We start from the raw sequence: 19571 nt of genomic DNA on the forward strand, positions 1-19571 counted from the left end.
CCTCTCCGGCCGTGCGGCCATCACCGGCCTGGGCGAGACCCGCTTCGCGTCGGGTGCCACACGCAACCCCCTCGCCCTCGCCCTGGAGGCCCTCCCGCCGAAGTGCCTGTGCCGCGCGTCGTCAGTGGACGTCGCCCATGAGTTCCCTGACCTTCCTGCGGTACATCCACACCGCCGCGCCGGCGAGCACGGCGAGGGCGGCCTCCAGGGCCACGACGCCGGTCTTGTTGAGGTCGACGCCGGCGAGGGAGAGCAGACCGGTCGTGGCGTCACCGGCGGTGACGGCCAGGAACCAGACGCCCATCATCTGGGAGGCGTACTTCGCGGGCGCCATCTTCGTGGTGACCGACAGGCCGACCGGGGAGAGCAGCAGCTCGCCGACGGTCTGCACGAAGTAGACGCCGACCAGCCACATCGCGGCCGCCTTGTGACCGCCGTCGGCGATCCCCAGCGGGGCGAGGAACAGGAAGAAGGACGCGCCGATCAGGACCAGGCCCATCGCGAACTTCACCGCGGTGCTCGGCTCCTTGCCGCGGCGGGCGAGCGCCAGCCAGGCCCAGGCGAACACCGGCGCGAAGGCCATGATCATGACCGGGTTGACCGACTGGTACCAGGAGACCGGGAACTCCCAGCCGAAGACGGTGTTCTTCGCCGAGGCCTCGGCGAACAGGGACACCGTCGAGCCGCCCTGGTCGTAGATCATCCAGAACACGGCGGCGGCGACGAAGAACCAGATGTACGCGGTCATCTTCGCCTGCTCGGGGCGGTCGAGGTCCTTGTCCCGCTTGATCCGGGCGATGACCAGCACCGGGATGACCAGACCGGCGATCGTGATCGGGACCAGCAGCCAGTTCAGCGTGTACACGCCGGAGAAGCCGACGATCGCGTAGAAGACGACCGCGACACCCGCCCACAGGGCGGACTTGGTCAGGGTGGCCTTCTTCTCCTCGGCCGGCAGCGGGGTCGGCACGATGTCCGAGCGCGAGCTCAGGTGGCGGGTGCCCAGCAGGAACTGGGCCAGGCCGAGGGCCATGCCGAGCGCGGCCAGCGCGAAGCCCAGGTGCCAGTTGTAGTTCTCACCGACGGTGCCGATGACCAGCGGCGCGGCGAAGGCGCCCAGGTTGATGCCGATGTAGAAGAGCGTGAAGCCACCGTCGCGGCGAGGGTCGTCCGGGCCGTCGTACAGGTGCCCGACCATCGTGGAGATGTTGGCCTTCAGCAGACCGGAGCCGATGGCGACCAGGCCCAGACCGGCGAAGAAGGTGCCCGCGTTCGGCAGGGCCAGCGTGAGGTGGCCCAGCATGATGACCGCGCCGGCCACGGCGACCGTCTTGCGGGGACCGAGGACACGGTCGGCGAACCAGCCGCCCGGCAGGGCGAGCAGGTACACCAGGGACAGGTACACCGAGTAGATCGCGGTCGCGGTGGCCGCGCTCATGTGCAGGCCGCCCGGTGCCACCAGGTACAGCGGGAGCAGGGCCTTCATGCCGTAGTAGGAGAACCGCTCCCACATCTCGGTCATGAAGAGGGTGGCCAGGCCGCGGGGGTGGCCGAAGAAGGTCTTCTCGGAACCGGGGGTGCCCGGGCGGACCGAGTCCTTCGTCAGGCTGGACGCCATGGTCGTTCCTTGTTGGTCGGGACGCGTCGGCTGGAGCGTGCGCGCCCGGTGGGGGAGTCGGCCGGCACCGGCGGGATCGGTCGTCCACCCCCCCCCACGCCCGAGGGGAGTCCGCACCGGATCGCGGAGCGGCGGACGGCGACCACCGGGATCCACACCCCCGACGCGGTGACGCGTCCGGAGCCCGGCCAGAGGTCATTCCTTCCAGGGCCGGCGGAGGGGCCGGCCCGCACACAAAAGAGACCTTCAGCGCGAGTGCCCGCCAAAGGTCCCCTGTGTGCTACAGGCGTTCCAGATCACTGTACGTCACGACACTGCCGGATATGGAAGGACTTGAGACACGGATCACAGGTGTCAGCGGAACCAGGGCACCGGTTTCGAAGGTGTCTTCCCGCGTCGCACCTTTCGGCTATAGGTTCGTACCACTGTGCCCGAAGGTAAGAATCCCTGGCTCCGATCACACCCCAGCCATGCGCGCAACCGGACTACCATCAGCTCATGACCCGTGTACTGCTCGCCGAGGACGACGCGTCCATCTCGGAGCCGCTGGCCCGCGCACTGCGCCGGGAAGGTTACGAGGTCGAGGTGCGCGAGGACGGACCCACCGCGCTCGACGCCGGAATGCAGGGCGGCGTCGACCTGGTCGTGCTGGACCTGGGCCTGCCCGGCATGGACGGCCTCGAGGTCGCCCGCCGGCTGCGTGCCGAGGGGCACACCGTGCCGATCCTCATCCTGACCGCGCGTGCCGACGAGGTGGACACCGTCGTCGGCCTGGACGCGGGCGCCGACGACTACGTCACCAAGCCGTTCCGGCTCGCCGAACTGCTCGCCCGGGTCCGGGCCCTGCTCCGGCGCGGCGCCGCCGAGCCGCAGCAGCCGCCCGCGACGCACGGGGTGCGCATCGACGTCGAGTCGCACCGGGCGTGGATGGGCGACGAGGAGCTCCAGCTCACCGCGAAGGAGTTCGACCTGCTGCGGGTGCTCGTGCGGGACGCGGGCCGGGTCGTCACCCGGGACCAGCTGATGCGCGAGGTGTGGGACACGACGTGGTGGTCGTCGACCAAGACGCTGGACATGCACATCTCGTGGCTGCGCAAGAAACTCGGCGACGACGCCGCCAACCCCCGGTACATCGCCACGGTGCGGGGGGTCGGCTTCCGGTTCGAGAAGAGCTGAGCGGGGTTGCCGGACCGCCTTCGAGCCCGGGAGCCCTTTCGGGGCGCTGCCCGTCCCCGGGGTCACGAGGCGCCCCGGGCACACTGGTCGTCGTAAGCCGTTGCCCGGAGGGCCCCCGTGCGTCGTCGTCTCATTCAGTCCACCCTCGCCGTCGTCCTGGTCGTGATCGCCGTCTTCGGTGTGTCGCTCGTCATCGTCGAGACCCGGACGATCAGCAACAGCGCGCAGGAGCGGGTGGACTCCGAGGCGGTCCGGCTGGCCAGCATCGTGGACAGCCGGATCCTCGGCGAGCAGGACGTCACCGCCGCACTCCTGCACAACCAGGTCACCAAGGGCCAGTACGCGGTGATCCGCATGCCCGGCCGTCCGCCGATCGAGGTCGGCGCCAGGCCGCAGGGCGACGTGATTCACTCGACCCAGGTCGGTGAGGAGGGCGAGACGGTCACCGTCCAGGAGCCCCGCTCGGCGGTGACCCGGGAGGTCGGCCGGACGCTGCTGATCATCGGGCTGGTGGCGCTGCTCGCGGTGGTCGCCGCCGTACTGCTCGCGGTGCGCCAGGCCAACCGGCTCGCGTCCCCGCTGACCGACCTGGCGGAGACCGCCGAACGCCTCGGCTCCGGCGACCCGCGCCCCCGGCACAAGCGGTACGGGGTGCCCGAGCTGGACCGGGTCGCCGACGTGCTGGACTCCTCCGCCGAGCGCATCGCCCGGATGCTCACCGCCGAGCGCCGGCTCGCCGCCGACGCCTCCCACCAGCTGCGCACGCCGCTGACCGCGCTGTCGATGCGGCTGGAGGAGATCACCCTCACCGACGACCCGGACACGGTGAAGGAAGAGGCGAACGTCGCGCTGACCCAGGTGGAACGCCTGACGGACGTGGTGCAGCGGCTGCTGACGAACTCCCGCGACCCGCGCACCGGCTCCGCCGTCACGTTCGACCTCGACGAGGTCATCCAGCAGCAGCTCGCCGAGTGGCGCCCCGCCTACCGCAGCATGGGCCGGGCGATCGTCAGCTCGGGCAAGCGGCACCTCCAGGCGGTCGGCACCCCGGGGGCGGTGGCCCAGGTGCTGGCGGCACTGATCGAGAACTCGCTCATGCACGGCGGCGGCACGGTCGCCCTGCGCACCCGCGTCACCGGCAACCAGGCCGTCGTGGAGGTCACCGACGAGGGCCCCGGCGTCCCCGCCGACCTGGGCGCCCGCATCTTCGAGCGGACCATCAGCGGGCGGAACTCGACGGGGATCGGCCTGGCGGTGGCCCGTGACCTGGCGGAGGCCGACGGGGGACGCCTGGAGCTGCTGCAGGCCCAGCCGCCGGTCTTCGGCCTGTTCCTGTCCCGGACCCCGCCGCTCAGGAAACCGGCCGAGGAGAACCCGACGGTCCGTTAGCGGCGTGCCGGGCCCGCGGGTCCGGACGGTCGGTGGGCGGGCCTGGAGCTGCTGCGGGCCGGCCGCCGTTCGGGCACGGCCGGACGGGCCGGGTTCCGGCTACGGGACCCGCTGCGTGGGGCGGGGCTGCGCCGGCTCCGCCACGAGGATCGATTCCGCGCCGGTCACGGTCTCGCGGGCCGGGAGGGCCTTGAAGACCCAGCTGCGGTAGGACCAGAAGCGGAACAGGGTCGCGACCCCGATGCCGACGAACTTGAAGACGTTGCTCTGCAGCGGGCTGTCCCAGCCGAAACCGTACGTGGCCAGGTACAGAACGCCGTTCTCGATCACCAGGCCCACCGCGCTGAACAGCAGGAACAGTGTGAGTTCCCGGGTGCGGCCGCTCTTGTCGCGGTCGCGGTAGGCGAAGTAGCGGAAGCCGACGTAGTTGAAGGCGATGGCCACCACGGTGGCGATCACGCTCGCCCGGACGACCTGGAGGTCGGTGACGTGCCGTACGAGGTTGAAGACACCGAGGTTGACAAGGATGCCCGCGCCGCCGACGGCGCCGAACTTGGCGACCTCGCGTACGAGCCGGTGCAGCCCCGAGGAACCACGTTCCATGGTCGTGGAGGCTCCCGTCCGTAGGTTTCGCCGACCCCGCCATGCTATCCGGCCCCCTGCGAGGTTTCCTGCGGACGGGGTACGGGGCCGGAAAGAACCAGGAAAGCGCCGGGTAAGAGACGCGGAATCCGGCCACCCCGGCGCGGCCGATACCCTAGGGGCGTGACGTTCCCGGTAGTCGGCATGGTCGGCGGTGGCCAGCTCGCGCGTATGACGCACGAAGCGGGCATCCCGTTGGGCATCAGGTTCAAGCTCCTCAGTGACACCCCTCAGGACTCCGCGGCGCAGGTCGTGAACGATGTCGTCGTCGGCGACTATCGCGACCTGGAGACGCTGCGCGCGTTCGCACGGGGCTGCGACGTGATCACCTTCGATCACGAACACGTACCCACCGAGCACCTCAGGGCGCTGGAGGCGGACGGCATCCCCGTGCGCCCCGGGCCCGAAGCGCTGGTGCACGCCCAGGACAAGGGCGTGATGCGCGCGAAGCTCGACGCGATCGGCATCCCGTGCCCGCGGCACCGCATCGTGGCCGACCCGCACGACGTGGTCGCCTTCGCCGCGGAGGGCGAGGGTTTCCCGGTCGTCCTCAAGACCGTCCGCGGAGGCTACGACGGCAAGGGCGTGTGGGTGGTCGAGTCCGCCGAGGAGGCCGCCGAGCCCTTCCGGGCCGGCGTCCCGGTGCTCGCCGAGGAGAAGGTCGACTACGTCCGCGAGCTGGCGGCCAACGTCGTACGCTCCCCGCACGGCCAGGCCGTCGCCTACCCGGTGGTGGAGTCGCAGCAGGTGAACGGGGTCTGCGACACCGTGATCGCGCCCGCCCCCGGCCTCGACGAGGACCTCGCGCTCGAGGCCGAGCGGATGGCCCTGACCATCGCCAAGGAACTCGGCGTCGTCGGCCACCTCGCCGTCGAGCTGTTCCAGACCCGTGACGGCCGCATCCTCGTCAACGAGCTGGCGATGCGCCCGCACAACTCGGGCCACTGGACCCAGGACGGCGCGGTCACCAGCCAGTTCGCCAACCACGTGCGGGCCGTGCTGGACCTCCCCCTCGGCGACCCGCGTCCGCGCGCCCCGTGGACGGTCATGGTCAACGTCCTCGGCGGGGACTACCCGGACATGTACTCCGCGTACCTGCACTGCATGGCCCGCGACCCCCGGCTGAAGATCCACATGTACGGCAAGGACGTGAAGCCCGGCCGCAAGGTGGGGCACGTCAACACCTACGGCGACGACCTGGACGACGTTCTCGAGCGCGCACGTCACGCTGCCGGTTACCTGAGAGGCACGATCACCGAATGAGCCCCGTTGCAGGCATCGTCATGGGGTCGGACTCCGACTGGCCCGTCATGGAGGCCGCCGCCAAGGCCCTCGACGAGTTCGAGATCGCGTACGAGGTCGACGTCGTCTCCGCCCACCGCATGCCCCGCGAGATGATCACCTACGGCGAGCGGGCCGCCGACCGAGGACTGAAGGTGATCATCGCGGGCGCGGGCGGCGCCGCCCACCTGCCCGGCATGCTGGCCTCGGTGACCCCGCTGCCGGTCATCGGCGTACCCGTGCCGCTGAAGTACCTCGACGGCATGGACTCCCTGCTGTCCATCGTGCAGATGCCGGCCGGGGTCCCGGTCGCCACCGTCTCCGTCGCCGGGGCGCGCAACGCCGGTCTGCTGGCCGCCCGCATCCTCGCCACGCACGACGAGGAGCTGCTGGCGCGGATGCGCGACTTCCAGCAGGAGCTGAACGACCAGGCCACCGAGAAGGGCAAGCGCCTGCGTTCGAAGGTCGAGGGATCCGGCGCCGGCTTCGGCTTCGGGAAGTGACCGCGGTGAGCTCCGTGGAGGCAGCCCGGGAACTGCTGAGCGAGTTCCCGGTCGTCGACGGGCACAACGACCTGCCCTGGGCGCTGCGCGAGCAGGTCCGCTACGACCTCGGCGCCCGCGACATCGCCCGGCCCCAGAACGCCCACCTGCACACCGACATCCCGCGGCTGCGCGCGGGCGGCGTCGGCGCGCAGTACTGGTCGGTGTACGTCCGGTCCGACCTGCCCGACCCGGTCCCGGCGACCCTGGAGCAGATCGACTGCGTACGGCAGCTGCTGGCCCGCTACCCGGCCGACCTGGCCCCCGCGCTGACCGCCGCCGACATGGAGACGGCCCGCCGGGACGGCCGTATCGCCTCCCTCATGGGCGCGGAGGGCGGCCACTCGATCGGCGGCTCCCTCGGCACCCTGCGCGGCCTGTACACGCTCGGCGTCCGGTACCTGACCCTCACCCACAACGACAACGTGGCGTGGGCGGACTCGGCGACGGACGAGCCGAACGTCGGCGGCCTGTCGGTCTTCGGCCGCGAGGTCGTGCGGGAGATGAACCGGCTCGGCATGCTGGTCGACCTCTCCCACGTGGCGGCGACGACGATGCGGGACGCGCTGGACACGTCCTCCGCGCCGGTGATCTTCTCCCACTCCTCGTCCCGGGCCGTGTGCGACCACCCGCGCAACATCCCGGACGACGTCCTCGGGCGGCTGCCCGCGAACGGCGGCGTGGCGATGGTGACGTTCGTACCCAAGTTCGTGCTCCAGGCGGCCGTGGACTGGACGGCCGCGGCCGACGACAACATGCGCGCCCACGGCTTCCACCACCTCGACACCACCGCCGAGGCGATGAAGGTGCACCGCGCCTTCGAGGAGCGCAACCCGCGCCCGGTCGCCACGGCGGCCACGGTGGCCGACCACCTCGACCACATGCGCGAGGTCGCCGGCGTCGACCACCTCGGCATCGGCGGCGACTACGACGGCACCGCCTTCACCCCGGACGGCCTGGACGACGTCTCCGGCTACCCGAACCTCATCGCCGAGCTCTTGGACCGCGGCTGGTCGAAGTCCGACCTGGCCAAGCTGACCTGGAAGAACGCGCTACGGGTACTGGGCGCGGCGGAGGACGTGGCCCGCGCCCAGCAGGCCACGCGGGGACCGTCGAACGCGACCATCGAGGAACTCGACGGCTGAGTGGGCCTCGACGGCTGAGCGGGACCCCGACGGCTGAGCGGGACCCCGAGGGCGGCGGGCGGGAGCGCGCCGGCCTGTCCGGCACTCGCGACTTTGGCGCCGCCGCCCCGACGGGGGCCCAACGGGTAGGGCCCGTCCGGCGACGGGCCCCGGGGACCGGCCGGTCAGCCGTGCTCGATCCGGCACAGGCAGAACGGGTGCCCGGCCGGGTCGGCGTACACCTGGAAGTCCTTCTTCTCCCGGTCCTCCAGGTCCAGCGGACGCGCGCCCAGCGCCAGTGCCCTGTCGTGGGCCGCGTCGATCTCCTCCCACGTCGACCCGGCGTCCAGGTCGAGGTGGAACTGCTGGGAGTTCCGGTCGGCCCGGGGCCACTCCGGCGGCACGTGGTCGGCCGCCCGCTGGAAGGCGATCCGCGGCCCGCCCGGGACCTCCAGGACCACCCAGTCGGACTCGTCGTCCGGCTCCTCGGCGTGCGGTGTGCCGCCGAGGAGTCCCGCGTAGAAGGCGGCGAGGGCGTGCGGGTCGGGGCAGTCGAGCACGACGGAGCGGAAACGTACGACGGCAGGCATGAGCCCTCCCTGTGATCAGCCGGCGCAGAGGCAGAACGGGTGCCCGGCCGGGTCCGCGTAAACCCGGAAGGTACGCGAGCGGTCATCGGTGTCCAGCGGCTTCGCGCCGAGCGCCAGCACGGCCTCCTCGGCCGCGTCCAGGTCGTCGACGGTCAGGTCCAGGTGGAACTGCTGCGAATGCTCGGGCGAGGGCCACTCAGGCGCCACGAAACCCGGCGCCGCCTGGAAGGCCAGCGACTGTCCGCCGGGCACCTTCAGGTTCACCCAGTCGCCCTCCCCCTCGATCCCGCCACCCAGGACCTGGGCGTAGAAACCGGCCAGCGCGCGGGGGTCCGGACAGTCCAGGACGACAGCGCCCAGTTCGGCGAGAGCCATGACTTCCTCCTCGAAGACGGCAGTGCCGTGTTACCCATAGAAGCGAGTAACCGGTAATGGTTACCGCATGCTCGCGTATCTGGGGTAACGCCGCAAGCGAATTCGGGAGGTAACGTGCAGACATGAGTGAGAGATCGGCCGCCCCGGGGAGCCTCGCGCTGGTCGAGTCGCTGGTGAACACCCTGGACATCGGGTCGGGCGCCGACGAACTCGACAGCGGGGAGATACGGGCGCGCTTCGGGATAGGTGAGGACGAGCTGCCGTCGGCCCGGGAACTGCGCGAGTCCCTGCGCGCCGCGCTGCTCGCCCATGCCGGACACCCGCCCCACCGCGCGGTGACCCCCCTCGGCGCACTGCTGGCCCGGGCCCCGCTGCTGGTGGCGGTCGACGAGCGGGACGGCTCCGCGGCCCTCGCCCCGGCCGACGCGGCCCCCCTCCTCTCCCGCGTCGCGGCGGCCGTCGCCGAGGCGCTGGTGGCGGGCACCTGGACCCGGCTCAAGGCCTGCGAGGCCGACACCTGCCACTGGGCGTACTACGACCGCAGCCCGGCCGGACGCGGCCGCTGGTGCTCGATGCAAGTGTGCGGAGCGCGCGCGAAGATGCGCCGTTACCGGGCCAAGGGGGCGTAAAGCCGGTGATCCACAGGACGTTCCGTGACCGGCCGGCGGCCCGGTGGTGCAGAATGCGTGCAGACGCCGGTTCGGCCGACTGAGCCTCGGCCGAACCGGCGTCACCTGTCCCCGGCCGGGCGGCTCTCTCCGTCAGGCGGTCGGGCGCCCCATCGCCCGGTAGGTCCAGCCGGCCCGCCGCCACAGCTCCGGGTCGAGGGTGTTGCGGCCGTCGAGGATCACCCGTCCCGTCGCGACCTCGCCCAGCGCGGCCGGGTCCAGCTCCTGGAACTCCCGCCACTCGGTGAGGTGCAGGACGACGTCCGCGCCCCGGACCGCCTCCAGCGCCGAGTCGGCGTAGCCGAGCGTCGGGAAGACCCGGCGGGCGTTGTCCATGCCCTTCGGGTCGTACACGGTGACCTGGCCGCCCTGGAGGTGGATCTGGCCGGCCACGTTCAGCGCGGGGGAGTCCCGCACGTCGTCCGAGTCGGGCTTGAAGGTCGCGCCGAGCACCGCGACCCGCCGGCCCAGGAAGGAGCCGCCGCCGAGCACCTCGCGGGTCAGCTCGACCATCTGGCCGCGGCGGCGCATGTTGATGGAGTCGATCTCGCGCAGGAAGGTCAGCGCCTGGTCGACACCCAGCTCGCCGGCGCGCGCCATGAAGGCCCGGATGTCCTTGGGCAGGCAGCCCCCGCCGAAGCCGATGCCGGCCCGCAGGAACTTCTTCCCGATCCGGTCGTCGTACCCGATGGCCTCCGCCAGCCTGGCGACGTCACCGCCCGCGGCCTCGCACACCTCCGCCATGGCGTTGATGAAGGAGATCTTGGTTGCCAGGAAGGAGTTCGCGGCGGTCTTCACCAGCTCCGCCGTCGGGAAGTCGGTGACGACGAACGGCGTGCCCCCGGCGACGGGGGTGGCGTACACCTCGCGCAGCAGCTTCTCCGCCCGCTCGCTGCGCACCCCGACCACGATCCGGTCCGGGTGCAGCGTGTCCTCGACGGCGAAGCCCTCCCGCAGGAACTCCGGGTTCCAGGCCAGCTCGGCGTCGGCGCCGGCCGGCGCGTGCTCGGCCAGGTAGGCGGCGAGACGGTCGGCGGAGCCCACGGGCACGGTGGACTTGCCGACGACGAGCGCCGGGCCGGTCAGGTGCGGGGCGAGGGACGCGACGGCCGCGTTCACGTACGCCATGTCGGCCGCGTACTCCCCGTGCCGCTGCGGGGTGTTCACGCACAGGAAGTGGACGTCGCCGAACGCGCCGACCTCGGCCCAGTCCTGGGTGAACCGCAGCCGGCCCGAGGAACCCTCGAAGCCCGCGACATGCTTCCTCAGCAACTCCTCGAGCCCCGGCTCGTACATCGGGGTCTCGCCGCGCTCCAGTTTGGCGATCTTCTCCGGTACGACGTCCAGGCCCAGCACCTCGAAACCGAGTTCGGCCATGGCCGCGGCGTGCGTGGCGCCGAGATAACCGGTGCCGATCACGGTGATCTTGAGGCTCATGGGTGCTCCAGGGGGGTACGCGTCGGGTGCGGGCCCGAGCATAGCCAAGGCGCGCCACGGGGCTTCGGGGGGCGCTGGGATGGGCAGCCTCCCCGCTGTCGCCAAGCTCACGTAGGCGTGCCGCTGGTCGACCCCTAAACTTTGTGTTACTTAACGGTAATTAGCGTTGGAGCGTGAGAAACCGTGGCCGGATCGGCTGACTTCGACCTGTACCGCCCGTCCGAGGAGCACGACATGCTCCGTGACGCCGTCCGCTCGCTGGTCGAGGCGAAGATCGCGCCGTACGCCGCGGCGGTGGACGAGGAGGCCCGCTTCCCGCAGGAGGCGCACGACGCCCTCGTGGCCAATGACCTGCACGCCGTGCACGTCCCCGAGGAGTACGGCGGCGCGGGCGCCGACGCGCTCGCCACGGTGATCGTGATCGAGGAGGTGGCGCGGGCCTGTGTGTCCTCCTCCCTCATCCCGGCCGTGAACAAGCTGGGCTCCCTCCCTGTGATCCTCTCCGGCTCCGAGGACCTGAAGAAGAAGTACCTCTCGCCCCTGGCCAAGGGGGACGGGATGTTCTCGTACTGCCTCTCCGAGCCGGAGGCGGGCTCCGACGCGGCCGGCATGAAGACCAAGGCGGTCCGCGACGGCGACCACTGGATCCTCAACGGCGTGAAGCGCTGGATCACCAACGCGGGCGTCTCGGAGTACTACACGGTCATGGCCGTGACCGACCCCTCGAAGCGCTCCAGGGGCATCTCCGCCTTCGTCGTCGAGAAGTCCGACGAGGGCGTCTCCTTCGGCGCCCCGGAGAAGAAGCTCGGCATCAAGGGCTCCCCGACCCGCGAGGTCTACTTCGACAACGTCCGCGTCCCCGCCGACCGCATGATCGGCGCGGAGGGCACCGGCTTCGCCACGGCGATGAAGACGCTGGACCACACCCGCATCACCATCGCCGCCCAGGCCCTCGGCGTCGCCCAGGGCGCCCTCGACTACGCCAAGGGGTACGTCCAGGAGCGCAAGCAGTTCGGCAAGCCGATCGCCGACTTCCAGGGCATCCAGTTCATGCTCGCCGACATGGCCATGAAGATCGCCGCCGCCCGCGCCCTCACCTACCAGGCCGCGGCCGCCTCCGAGCGCGGCGACAGCGACCTCACCTTCCAGGGCGCGGCGGCGAAGTGCTTCGCCTCCGACGTCGCGATGGAGGTCACCACGGACGCGGTCCAGCTGCTGGGCGGTTACGGCTACACCCGTGACTACCCGGTGGAGCGGATGATGCGCGACGCGAAGATCACGCAGATTTATGAGGGCACGAACCAAGTCCAGCGGATCGTGATGGCAAGGAACCTGCCGTAGCGGCCGGGCGGTCGCCGGCTGCGAGGCTGCGAGGCTGCGAGGCTGCGGAAGGAAGGGCCCCGAGGGGCGCCTTCCGTTTTCCGTGACCGGACCGTGGGCGCGACGCCGAGGAGCCGGCGGGAAGCCCCGGCAGGAATGGCAGTACCCGTGGGTCGGGCGTAGGACGGAAGCACACGGAGCCCGGACCCGGGCACCCCTGCCTCCGAGGAGGAACCATGACCGCACCCGGAACCCAGCCCGCCATGGGAGCGATGAGCAAGGAGATGCAGGACTGCGTCGAGGCGTGCATGACGGCGCACACGATGTGCGAGCAGACCATGAGCTCCTGCATGCAGATGGGCGGTCAGGCCCAGATGCAGATCATGCGCGCCCTGATGGACTGCTCGGAGATGACCCGCATGTGCGCCGACATGATGATGCGGCGCTCGCCCATGTCCCAGGAGATGTGCGCGATGTGCGCCAAGGCCTGCGACATGTGCGCCGAGGCGTGTATGTCCATGCCGGACGACCAGCAGATGATGCGCTGCGCGGAGGCGTGTCGCCGCTGCGCGCAGATGTGCCGGGCGATGGCGGGCGTCACGATGTGAACCGGCCCTGAACCGGCCCTGAGCCGGCCCTGAGCCGGCCCTGAGCCGGCACCGCCGCTGAGCCGGCCGCCGAGGGCACCTGCCGGGTGCCCTCGGCCGTGCGCGTTCCTAGTCGCCGGAGACCGTGACCTTCTCGTCGTTGTTCAGCTCGTTCACCAGCGTCTTGACCTTCGCCTTGTCCCAGACGAGGTTGCCGCCCGTCGAGCCGGAGATCGGCATGTTCATGGATGTGCCGTCACCGCCGCTGACGCCCTTCATGGCCCAGAACATGGAGGCCAGGTCCCACAGGCCCATGTCCTTGTCGACGGTGAGGGAGTCAAGGCCGGCGCCCATGGTCGGGTAGAACTTGAACGGGTTCAGCACCGTCGACGGGGTGGCCACCTGATGGGCCAGTGCCGACAGGAACTTCTGCTGGTTCTTGGTGCGCTGGAGGTCGGACGCCGCGAAGGCGTGCCGGGTGCGGACGAAGGCGAGGGCCTGCTCGCCGTTCAGGGTCTGCTTGCCGGCCTTGAAGTCGGCACCCGAGTACTTGTCCTTGAAGCCCTTGTCGATGTTGATCTCGACACCGCCGACCGCGTCGACGATCTTCGCGAAGCCGGCGAAGCCGATCTCCACGTAGTGGTCGATGTGCAGGCCGGTGTTGTACTCGACGGTGCGGACGAGCAGCGTCGGGCCGTCCTCCGCGTAGGCCGCGTTCAGCTTCGTGTGGCGGCCGGTGCCCTGGTATCTCTTGCCGGAGGTGGAGCCCACGTACGACGGGATCTCCACGTCCGAGTCACGCGGCAGCGAGACCAGGGTGTCGCCGTTGTCGCCGACGTGCAGGATCATCATCGAGTCGGTGCGCTGGCCCTCGGCGGAGCCGGTGTGCAGCTTCTTCTTGTCCTCGGCCGTCATGCCCTTGCGGCTGTCGGAGCCGACGATCAGGTAGTTGGTGCCCTGGCCCGCCTCCGGCCGGTCGATGACCTTCGACAGGTCGACGTCGCGGTGCAGCTTGGAGTCGGCCCAGAAGTAGGTCGCCACCGAGGTGACGACCAGCACGGTGGCCAGGGATATCGCGGTCCACTTGATGCGGCGCCGCCAGTTCGGCGCGGGCCGCGGGCCCCGGCCGGCCGTGCCTGCCGGCCCGCCGGGGCCACCGCCGTAGACCTGGCCCGTGTTGTAGCCGCTGTCGTACTCGTCGTAGCCGGCGCCGTGTCCCCGGCCGTCGACGTACGACGGCTGCTGCGGGACCGCCGCGCCGTACGGCGGCGCCGCCGGGCCGGGCGCCCCGTAGCCGCCCTGGCCGGGCGGGCCCGCCGGACCACGCCGGACCTGTCGCATCACACGGGCGCCCTCAGGCTGCGCGCCGGCACTCCCGCGTCCATAGCGCGGGCCGCGGTTCTCGTCGGACCATCCCTCGGGCCAGTCATTCATGGGCCCCAGTGTGCCGGGCTCGACCAGGTGTCTTACAAGGCCTGTCGAAAAATCAGGGCCCCGCTGTTGCGAACCCGACACAAATATCGCGAATGTCGCCTCGGCATAAGGTGGGGGCCATGACAGACCAGGCCACCGCAGTGGAGTCGGGCACCCCGGACATCCCCGGCAAGCCCACGTCCGCGTCCCGGACCACGCTCAGCCACATCATGACCCACAACGACACGAACCTGCTGGGCACGGTGCACGGCGGCGTGATCATGAAGCTGGTCGACGACGCCGCGGGCGCGGTGGCCGGCCGGCACAGCGGGGGCCCCGCGGTCACCGCGTCCATGGACGAGATGGCCTTCCTGGAGCCGGTCCGCGTGGGCGACCTGGTCCATGTGAAGGCCCAGGTCAACTGGACCGGCCGGTCCTCGATGGAGATCGGCGTCCGGGTCCTGGCCGAGCGCTGGAACGAGTCCGCCCCGGCCACCCAGGTCGGCTCCGCCTACCTGGTCTTCGCCGCGGTCGACGCCGACGGCAAGCCCCGCCGGGTCCCGCCGGTCCTCCCGGAGACCGAGCGCGACAAGCGCCGCTACCAGGAGGCCCAGATCCGCCGCACCCACCGCCTCGCCCGCCGCCGTGAGATCCGCGAACTCCGCGAGCGGCGCGCGGCGGAGGGCTACGAGGACTGACGAGCCGGACCGGCCGCGGGCCCCGCTCGACCAGCCGGCGCCGCCCGACCGCCGCGCGGCGGTGTGCGGTTCTGCCCGGAGGGGTGGGTCAGCACCGTGCTTCGTCGCCACGTACCACCGTCGCCTCCGTCTGGCCGCCCACCGCCTCGCCCCGTACCTTCCGCACGTTCCTGAAGTCCGACCCGGCGATCACCTTCAGCACCGGGCCCTGCCCCTTCACCGGCCGCAGTTCGCTGCCGGGCAGGGCCGTGGCGAGGGACTTGGCGGAGCGGTCCCAGCGCGGGTCGTAGAGGATCACCGTGCGGCGCACGTCGTGGTCGTGCGCGTCGAGGGGCAGGTGCGTGGTGGCGAAGCCGGTCGCCGCCAGGGCCGTGTCCACCCGCCGGCCGAGGCCCACCGTGCGGGTGCCGTTCTCCACCTGGACGTGGATCTGCTGCGGGGCCACCTCCACCGGGACCACCGTCTCGCCCCGCGGCCGGTGCGCGGGCGCCAGGGGCCTGTCGTCGCGCAGGGCCTGGAACAGCTGCTCCGCCTTCGGCCCGTCCCACTTCAGCGTCGAGCCGATGCCCTTCACCGGGTAGGACATCTGACCGATCGGAACGGTCGTGAACTCGGACGAGGAGGGGGAGAAGTTCCGCATCGCCCGGCCCAGTTCCAGCAGCTCGTCCGTGCCGAAGCCCTCGTCCGCCCGCACCGAGCCGAGCACCGCCCGCGTCACGTCCCTGAACCGCATCGGGTTCAGCAGCACCCCCGACGAGGTCGCCCGCTCGAGCAGTGACGCGAGGAAGTGCTGCTGGCGCCGCATCCGGCCCAGGTCGCTGGCCCCGTCGACGTGCCGGGCGCGCACGTACTGCAGGGCCTGCCCGCCGGCCAGGCGGTGCGTGCCGGCCGGGAGGTCGAGGCCGGTGTAGCTGTCCTTCAGGGGCAGCGGGGTGCAGATCTGGACGCCGCCCAGCACGTCCACGGTCTTCATGAAGCTGGTGAAGTCGACCTCCAGGTAGTGGTCGATCTTCACATGGGTCATGTTCTCGACCGTGCGGACGGTCAGCTGCGGGCCGCCCTCCGCATAGGCCGCGTTCAGCTTGAGGGGGTGCGGGTCGTGGCGCTGCCCGGTGGTCGCGTCGACGTGCGCGGGCGCCTCGGCGTAGGAGTCGCGCGGCAGGCTGACCACGCTCGCCCGCTCCCGGTCCTCCGAGATGTGCACGATCATCATCGTGTCGGTGCAGTGGCAGGGCGCCCCGCCCAGCCGGTACGTGCGCCGCTCCTGCTCGCCGATCCCGTCCCGGCCGTCGGTGCCGACCAGCAGGATGTTCATGCCGTGACCGGCCCGCGGGCGGTTCTTCATGTCCTTGAAGGCGTCGACCCGGGCGATGCCCGCGTCCAGGCTGCTGACCACCGCGTGCCCGATCCCGGCGGAGGCGAGCACCACCACCGACAGGGTGGTCACCGCCCGCATGGCCCAGCGCGGCCGTCTCCGTCCGGCGGGCGGCCGCGGCGTTCGCCGCGGCCGGGACGGTCGCGGGTGCTGCCGGCGACGTGCCGGAGAACTCGGCGGCGTGACGGGCATGGGGACACCTCCGCTGGGGCTTCGGGCCCCCCGGGTCCCAGGGCCTGTCCTGACCGTCCGCTTGTCGGGGCAGGCCGCTGCATCCCGGGGCCGTACGAGGGAACGTGAGCACCGTAGGCCCATACGATCTCCAGCCCGCGGCAGCGACCCGGCGGCGCGCACCGGTGTCCCCCGTTCGCGGTAACGTGAGCCCTCTATGAACGCCAACTCCGACGTGCGGCTCCCCGCCGTTTCTGTGATCATGCCCGTCCTCGACGAGGAACGGCATCTGCGCGGGGCCGTCCAAGCGATCCTCGCGCAGGAGTACGCCGGCGAGATGGAGGTGGTGATCGCCCTCGGCCCGTCCACGGACCGTACGGACGTGATCGCCGCCGAGCTGGTCGCCGAAGACCCTCGCGTGCACACCGTCCCGAACCCCACCGGCCGTACCCCCGCCGCGCTCAACGCCGCGATCAAGGCCTCGCGCCATCCGATCGTGGTCCGCGTCGACGGGCACGGCATGCTCTCGCCGAACTACATCGCCACGGCCGTACGGCTGCTGGAGGAGACCGGCGCGCAGAACGTCGGCGGCATCATGCACGCCGAGGGGGAGAACGACTGGGAGCACGCGGTCGCCGCCGCGATGACCTCGAGGATCGGTGTCGGCAACGCCGCCTTCCACACCGGCGGCGAGGCGGGCCCGGCCGAGACCGTCTACCTCGGCGTCTTCCGGCGGGAGGCGCTGGAGCGGCAGGGCGGCTACAACGAGGAGTTCATCCGCGCCCAGGACTGGGAGCTGAACTTCCGCATCCGCGAGGCCGGCGGGCTGATCTGGTTCTCGCCGGAGCTGAAGGTGTCGTACCGGCCGCGGCCGAGCGTGCGGGCGCTGGCCAAGCAGTACAAGGACTACGGCCGTTGGCGGCACGTCGTCGCCCGCTACCACGAGGGCTCCATCAACCTGCGCTACCTCGCCCCGCCGACGGCGGTGTGCGCGATAGCGGCGGGCATCGTGGTGGGGGCGGCCCTGACCCCCTGGGGCTTCGTGATCCCCGGCGGCTACCTCGCGGCCATCGCCGCCGGGTCGGTGCCCGCGGGCAAGGGCCTGCCGCTCAAGGCCCGGCTGCGGATCCCGGTGGCCCTGGCCACCATGCACATGTCCTGGGGCTGGGGCTTCCTGACCAGCCCCCGTTCCCTCGCGAAGAAGGTCATCGCCTCGCGCCGGCCCGCGGTGCCCGCCACCGACTGAGCCCGCGCGCGAGGCGCTCGCCGGCCCGGGCTACCAGGTGTAGCTCGGGTTGACGTGCATGCACTGCTTCTTGTCCGCGCCGTTGATCACCTGCGCCGAGTCCGGGGTCGAGTCGTCGTCCTTCGGCGCGGTGTACGCGGTGCCCGTACGCCAGTCGGCGCCGACGACCAGGGTGATCCCGGAGACGTCCGTCGACTTCTTCACCGAGGACAGCGGTACGCCGAGCGCCTTGGCCACGCGCTGGGCGTCCCCCTCGAGGTCCGCGCTCGGATAGCGGATCACCGTCTTCTCCTCGCTCGGGGCCGCCGAGGAGTCCGACACCGCCTGCGTGAAGCCCTTGCCGACGAGGAGCTGGACGATGTCGCGCGCCCGTCCGGTGACCGCGGCCTGTGTGGCAGAGCCCGTGCCGTTCTGCACCTGCACGGCGATCTTGTCGTCGGCCGCGGCCGGGTCCGAGCTGGTCTTCGCCGCGGTGGACTTCTTCTTGTCCTTGCCGTCCAGGGCGATGTCCTGGCGGACCAGCCGGAACAGCTTCTCCGCGTCGCCCGGCTTGGGCACCACGCGGCCGCTGGTGGCCGAGGCGTACTGCCACGGCATCGTCGTCATCGTGATGCGCTTGGTGGGGACCTTCTTGAGCTCCTTGCTCAGGTCGTACAGCTTCGCCACCGTGCCGAGCCCGTCGTCGACCGTCAGCGCCTTGGTGGCCGTCTCGGCGAGGTCCTTCAGCTTGCCCGGGTTGCTGAGCGTGGCGTTCTCGCGCAGCTGGCGGACCATCGAGTTCATGTACTGGTGCTGAGCCTTGGCCCGGGCGATGTCGGTGTTGTCCTCGAAGCCGTACCGCGTGCGCAGCCACTGCAGGGCCTGGACGCCCTTGACGGGGGTGGTGCCCTCCCTCAGCTTCAGGCCCGAGCCGTGGCCGCTGCTGTCCTTGGAGTAGACGTTGGCGTCCACGCACACCGGTACGCCGCCGATGGCGTCGGCCATCGACACCACACCGGAGAAGTCGATCATCATGAAGTGGTCGATGTGGATGTCGGTGAGCTTCTCCCAGGTCGCCACCGTGCAGCCGGGGCCGCCGCGGCCCAGCGAGTCGTTGGTGATGTGCGACGTCAGGGCCCCGTAGACACGTCCGTCGGCGGGGTCTGTGCACGTGGGGATGTCCACCAGCGTGTCGCGCGGCATGCTGACCACCGACATGTTGCCGCGGTCCGCCGAGAGGTGCAGCAGCATCTGGACGTCGGCGCGGGGCGCGGTGTTGAAGGTGTCCTTCGCGCCGCCGAGTTCCTGGTCCTTCTTGTTGTTCCGCCCGTCCGAGCCGATCAGCAGGATGTTCAGCGGCTTCTGGCCGGCCGCGTTCGCCGTGGACTCGGCCGCCCGGTCCTTGGCGTCGCCGATGTTGAGCGGGTCCTTCTTGATGTTGGCGTTCAGGTGCTGGTAGTAGAGGTAGCCGGCGCCCGCCGTGCCCAGTATCACCACCGCGAGCACGGTCGCCGACCAGCGCAGCGCACGCCGTCTGCCCGGCCGTCCGCCGTCGTCCGGGCCACCTCTTCGCCGTTCGCCGCCGTGCCGGGCGCCGTCCGTCTTCTCACCGCCCCGCGGCGTGAGGGACATCGTGTCCCCGGCCGCGGGAACCTCCCCGCTGATGCTGCTCCGCAACTCCCTGCCCTCCCCACCCTGCGCCCGCACCCGGGCACACCCTTGCCCCTAGTCAGACGCACGAGAGGCCCCTTGGGTTACCCCTTGCGGAGCACCCACGCTGTACGCCGCGGACTGCGCGCCTGCTTCCGCCCGTACTGACGGGCTCGAGCGCGCCACATCATTCTGCAGCCAGTTAAGTGTTCGCTGTGCGGTCCCGGCGGGTGCCGCGGGCCGTGGTCCTGCGTGCGATACGGGCTGTACACGTGCGTGCACCGACCGGC

At 71.2% G+C, this 19571-nt stretch carries 18 protein-coding genes; 10 read left to right on the forward strand and 8 right to left on the reverse strand.

All coding sequences use genetic code 11. The annotated features are described in order from the left end of the window. Window positions 1-121: 121 nt before the first annotated feature. Window positions 122-1618 (reverse strand): oligopeptide:H+ symporter, encoded by a 1497-nt coding sequence (locus tag ABZX30_RS25830; RefSeq protein ID WP_355937465.1) that lies wholly within the window; start codon window positions 1616-1618, stop codon window positions 122-124. Between the two features lie 498 nt (window positions 1619-2116). Between ABZX30_RS25830 and ABZX30_RS25835 the strand changes: the two genes are divergently transcribed. Beyond that, window positions 2117-2794 (forward strand): response regulator transcription factor, encoded by a 678-nt coding sequence (locus tag ABZX30_RS25835; RefSeq protein ID WP_018566970.1) that lies wholly within the window; start codon window positions 2117-2119, stop codon window positions 2792-2794. Between the two features lie 117 nt (window positions 2795-2911). Then, complete coding sequence (locus ABZX30_RS25840) at window positions 2912-4183, forward strand: ATP-binding protein (protein ID WP_355937467.1); 1272 nt, start codon at window positions 2912-2914, stop codon at window positions 4181-4183. A 99-nt stretch (window positions 4184-4282) separates the two neighbouring features. On the opposite strand, the gene ABZX30_RS25845 is transcribed toward ABZX30_RS25840, so the two are convergent. Further along, on the reverse strand, window positions 4283-4786 hold the full coding sequence (locus tag ABZX30_RS25845; RefSeq protein WP_355937469.1) for a GtrA family protein: 504 nt from the start codon (window positions 4784-4786) through the stop codon (window positions 4283-4285). A gap of 162 nt (window positions 4787-4948) precedes the next feature. Here ABZX30_RS25845 and ABZX30_RS25850 point away from each other — a divergent pair, with 162 nt between their 5' ends. Genes ABZX30_RS25850 through ABZX30_RS25860 form a run of 3 tightly spaced genes read left to right on the forward strand, consistent with a single transcriptional unit; the run spans window position 4949 to window position 7793 of the window. Further along, window positions 4949-6088: a 5-(carboxyamino)imidazole ribonucleotide synthase gene (locus tag ABZX30_RS25850; protein ID WP_355937471.1), complete on the forward strand. Its 1140-nt coding sequence runs from the start codon at window positions 4949-4951 to the stop codon at window positions 6086-6088. Further along, window positions 6085-6609: a 5-(carboxyamino)imidazole ribonucleotide mutase gene (gene purE / locus ABZX30_RS25855; RefSeq protein WP_355937473.1), complete on the forward strand. Its 525-nt coding sequence runs from the start codon at window positions 6085-6087 to the stop codon at window positions 6607-6609. The genes ABZX30_RS25850 and purE overlap by 4 nt, the downstream gene beginning before the upstream one ends. A gap of 5 nt (window positions 6610-6614) precedes the next feature. After that, window positions 6615-7793 (forward strand): dipeptidase, encoded by a 1179-nt coding sequence (locus ABZX30_RS25860; protein ID WP_355937531.1) that lies wholly within the window; start codon window positions 6615-6617, stop codon window positions 7791-7793. 164 nt (window positions 7794-7957) lie between these two features. Here the strand turns inward: ABZX30_RS25860 and ABZX30_RS25865 are convergent, their stop codons facing one another. Both ABZX30_RS25865 and ABZX30_RS25870 read right to left on the reverse strand, forming a co-directional pair. After that, complete coding sequence (locus ABZX30_RS25865) at window positions 7958-8362, reverse strand: VOC family protein (protein WP_355937475.1); 405 nt, start codon at window positions 8360-8362, stop codon at window positions 7958-7960. A gap of 15 nt (window positions 8363-8377) precedes the next feature. Beyond that, the gene (locus tag ABZX30_RS25870) at window positions 8378-8737 is read right to left on the reverse strand and encodes a VOC family protein (protein ID WP_355937477.1); all 360 of its coding nucleotides are present in this window, start codon (window positions 8735-8737) and stop codon (window positions 8378-8380) included. 122 nt (window positions 8738-8859) lie between these two features. Between ABZX30_RS25870 and ABZX30_RS25875 the strand changes: the two genes are divergently transcribed. After that, entirely contained in the window at window positions 8860-9366 is a 507-nt protein-coding gene (locus tag ABZX30_RS25875; protein WP_355937479.1) for a CGNR zinc finger domain-containing protein, read from the forward strand. Between the two features lie 132 nt (window positions 9367-9498). Here the strand turns inward: ABZX30_RS25875 and ABZX30_RS25880 are convergent, their stop codons facing one another. Continuing rightward, complete coding sequence (locus tag ABZX30_RS25880) at window positions 9499-10842, reverse strand: UDP-glucose/GDP-mannose dehydrogenase family protein (RefSeq protein ID WP_355937481.1); 1344 nt, start codon at window positions 10840-10842, stop codon at window positions 9499-9501. Window positions 10843-11025: 183 nt separating this feature from the next. Between ABZX30_RS25880 and ABZX30_RS25885 the strand changes: the two genes are divergently transcribed. Continuing rightward, the gene (locus ABZX30_RS25885) at window positions 11026-12183 is read left to right on the forward strand and encodes an acyl-CoA dehydrogenase (protein ID WP_355937483.1); all 1158 of its coding nucleotides are present in this window, start codon (window positions 11026-11028) and stop codon (window positions 12181-12183) included. Between the two features lie 215 nt (window positions 12184-12398). Next, a complete protein-coding gene (locus ABZX30_RS25890; protein WP_355937485.1) occupies window positions 12399-12770 on the forward strand; it encodes a four-helix bundle copper-binding protein in 372 nt (123 codons plus the stop codon). A gap of 108 nt (window positions 12771-12878) precedes the next feature. Here the strand turns inward: ABZX30_RS25890 and ABZX30_RS25895 are convergent, their stop codons facing one another. After that, complete coding sequence (locus ABZX30_RS25895; protein ID WP_355937487.1) at window positions 12879-14183, reverse strand: LCP family protein; 1305 nt, start codon at window positions 14181-14183, stop codon at window positions 12879-12881. Window positions 14184-14302: 119 nt separating this feature from the next. On the opposite strand from ABZX30_RS25895, the gene ABZX30_RS25900 reads away from it, so the two are divergent. Then, the gene (locus tag ABZX30_RS25900) at window positions 14303-14860 is read left to right on the forward strand and encodes an acyl-CoA thioesterase (protein WP_355937489.1); all 558 of its coding nucleotides are present in this window, start codon (window positions 14303-14305) and stop codon (window positions 14858-14860) included. An 88-nt stretch (window positions 14861-14948) separates the two neighbouring features. Here the strand turns inward: ABZX30_RS25900 and ABZX30_RS25905 are convergent, their stop codons facing one another. Then, entirely contained in the window at window positions 14949-16316 is a 1368-nt protein-coding gene (locus ABZX30_RS25905) for an LCP family protein (protein ID WP_355937491.1), read from the reverse strand. Between the two features lie 307 nt (window positions 16317-16623). Here ABZX30_RS25905 and ABZX30_RS25910 point away from each other — a divergent pair, with 307 nt between their 5' ends. Then, on the forward strand, window positions 16624-17652 hold the full coding sequence (locus tag ABZX30_RS25910; RefSeq protein WP_355937493.1) for a glycosyltransferase family 2 protein: 1029 nt from the start codon (window positions 16624-16626) through the stop codon (window positions 17650-17652). Between the two features lie 30 nt (window positions 17653-17682). Here the strand turns inward: ABZX30_RS25910 and ABZX30_RS25915 are convergent, their stop codons facing one another. Then, window positions 17683-19263: an LCP family protein gene (locus ABZX30_RS25915; RefSeq protein WP_355937533.1), complete on the reverse strand. Its 1581-nt coding sequence runs from the start codon at window positions 19261-19263 to the stop codon at window positions 17683-17685. Window positions 19264-19571: the final 308 nt, after the last annotated feature.

Origin of the sequence: Streptomyces sp. NPDC004542 (genome assembly GCF_040610035.1) — a bacterium.
GTDB lineage: Bacteria > Actinomycetota > Actinomycetes > Streptomycetales > Streptomycetaceae > Streptomyces.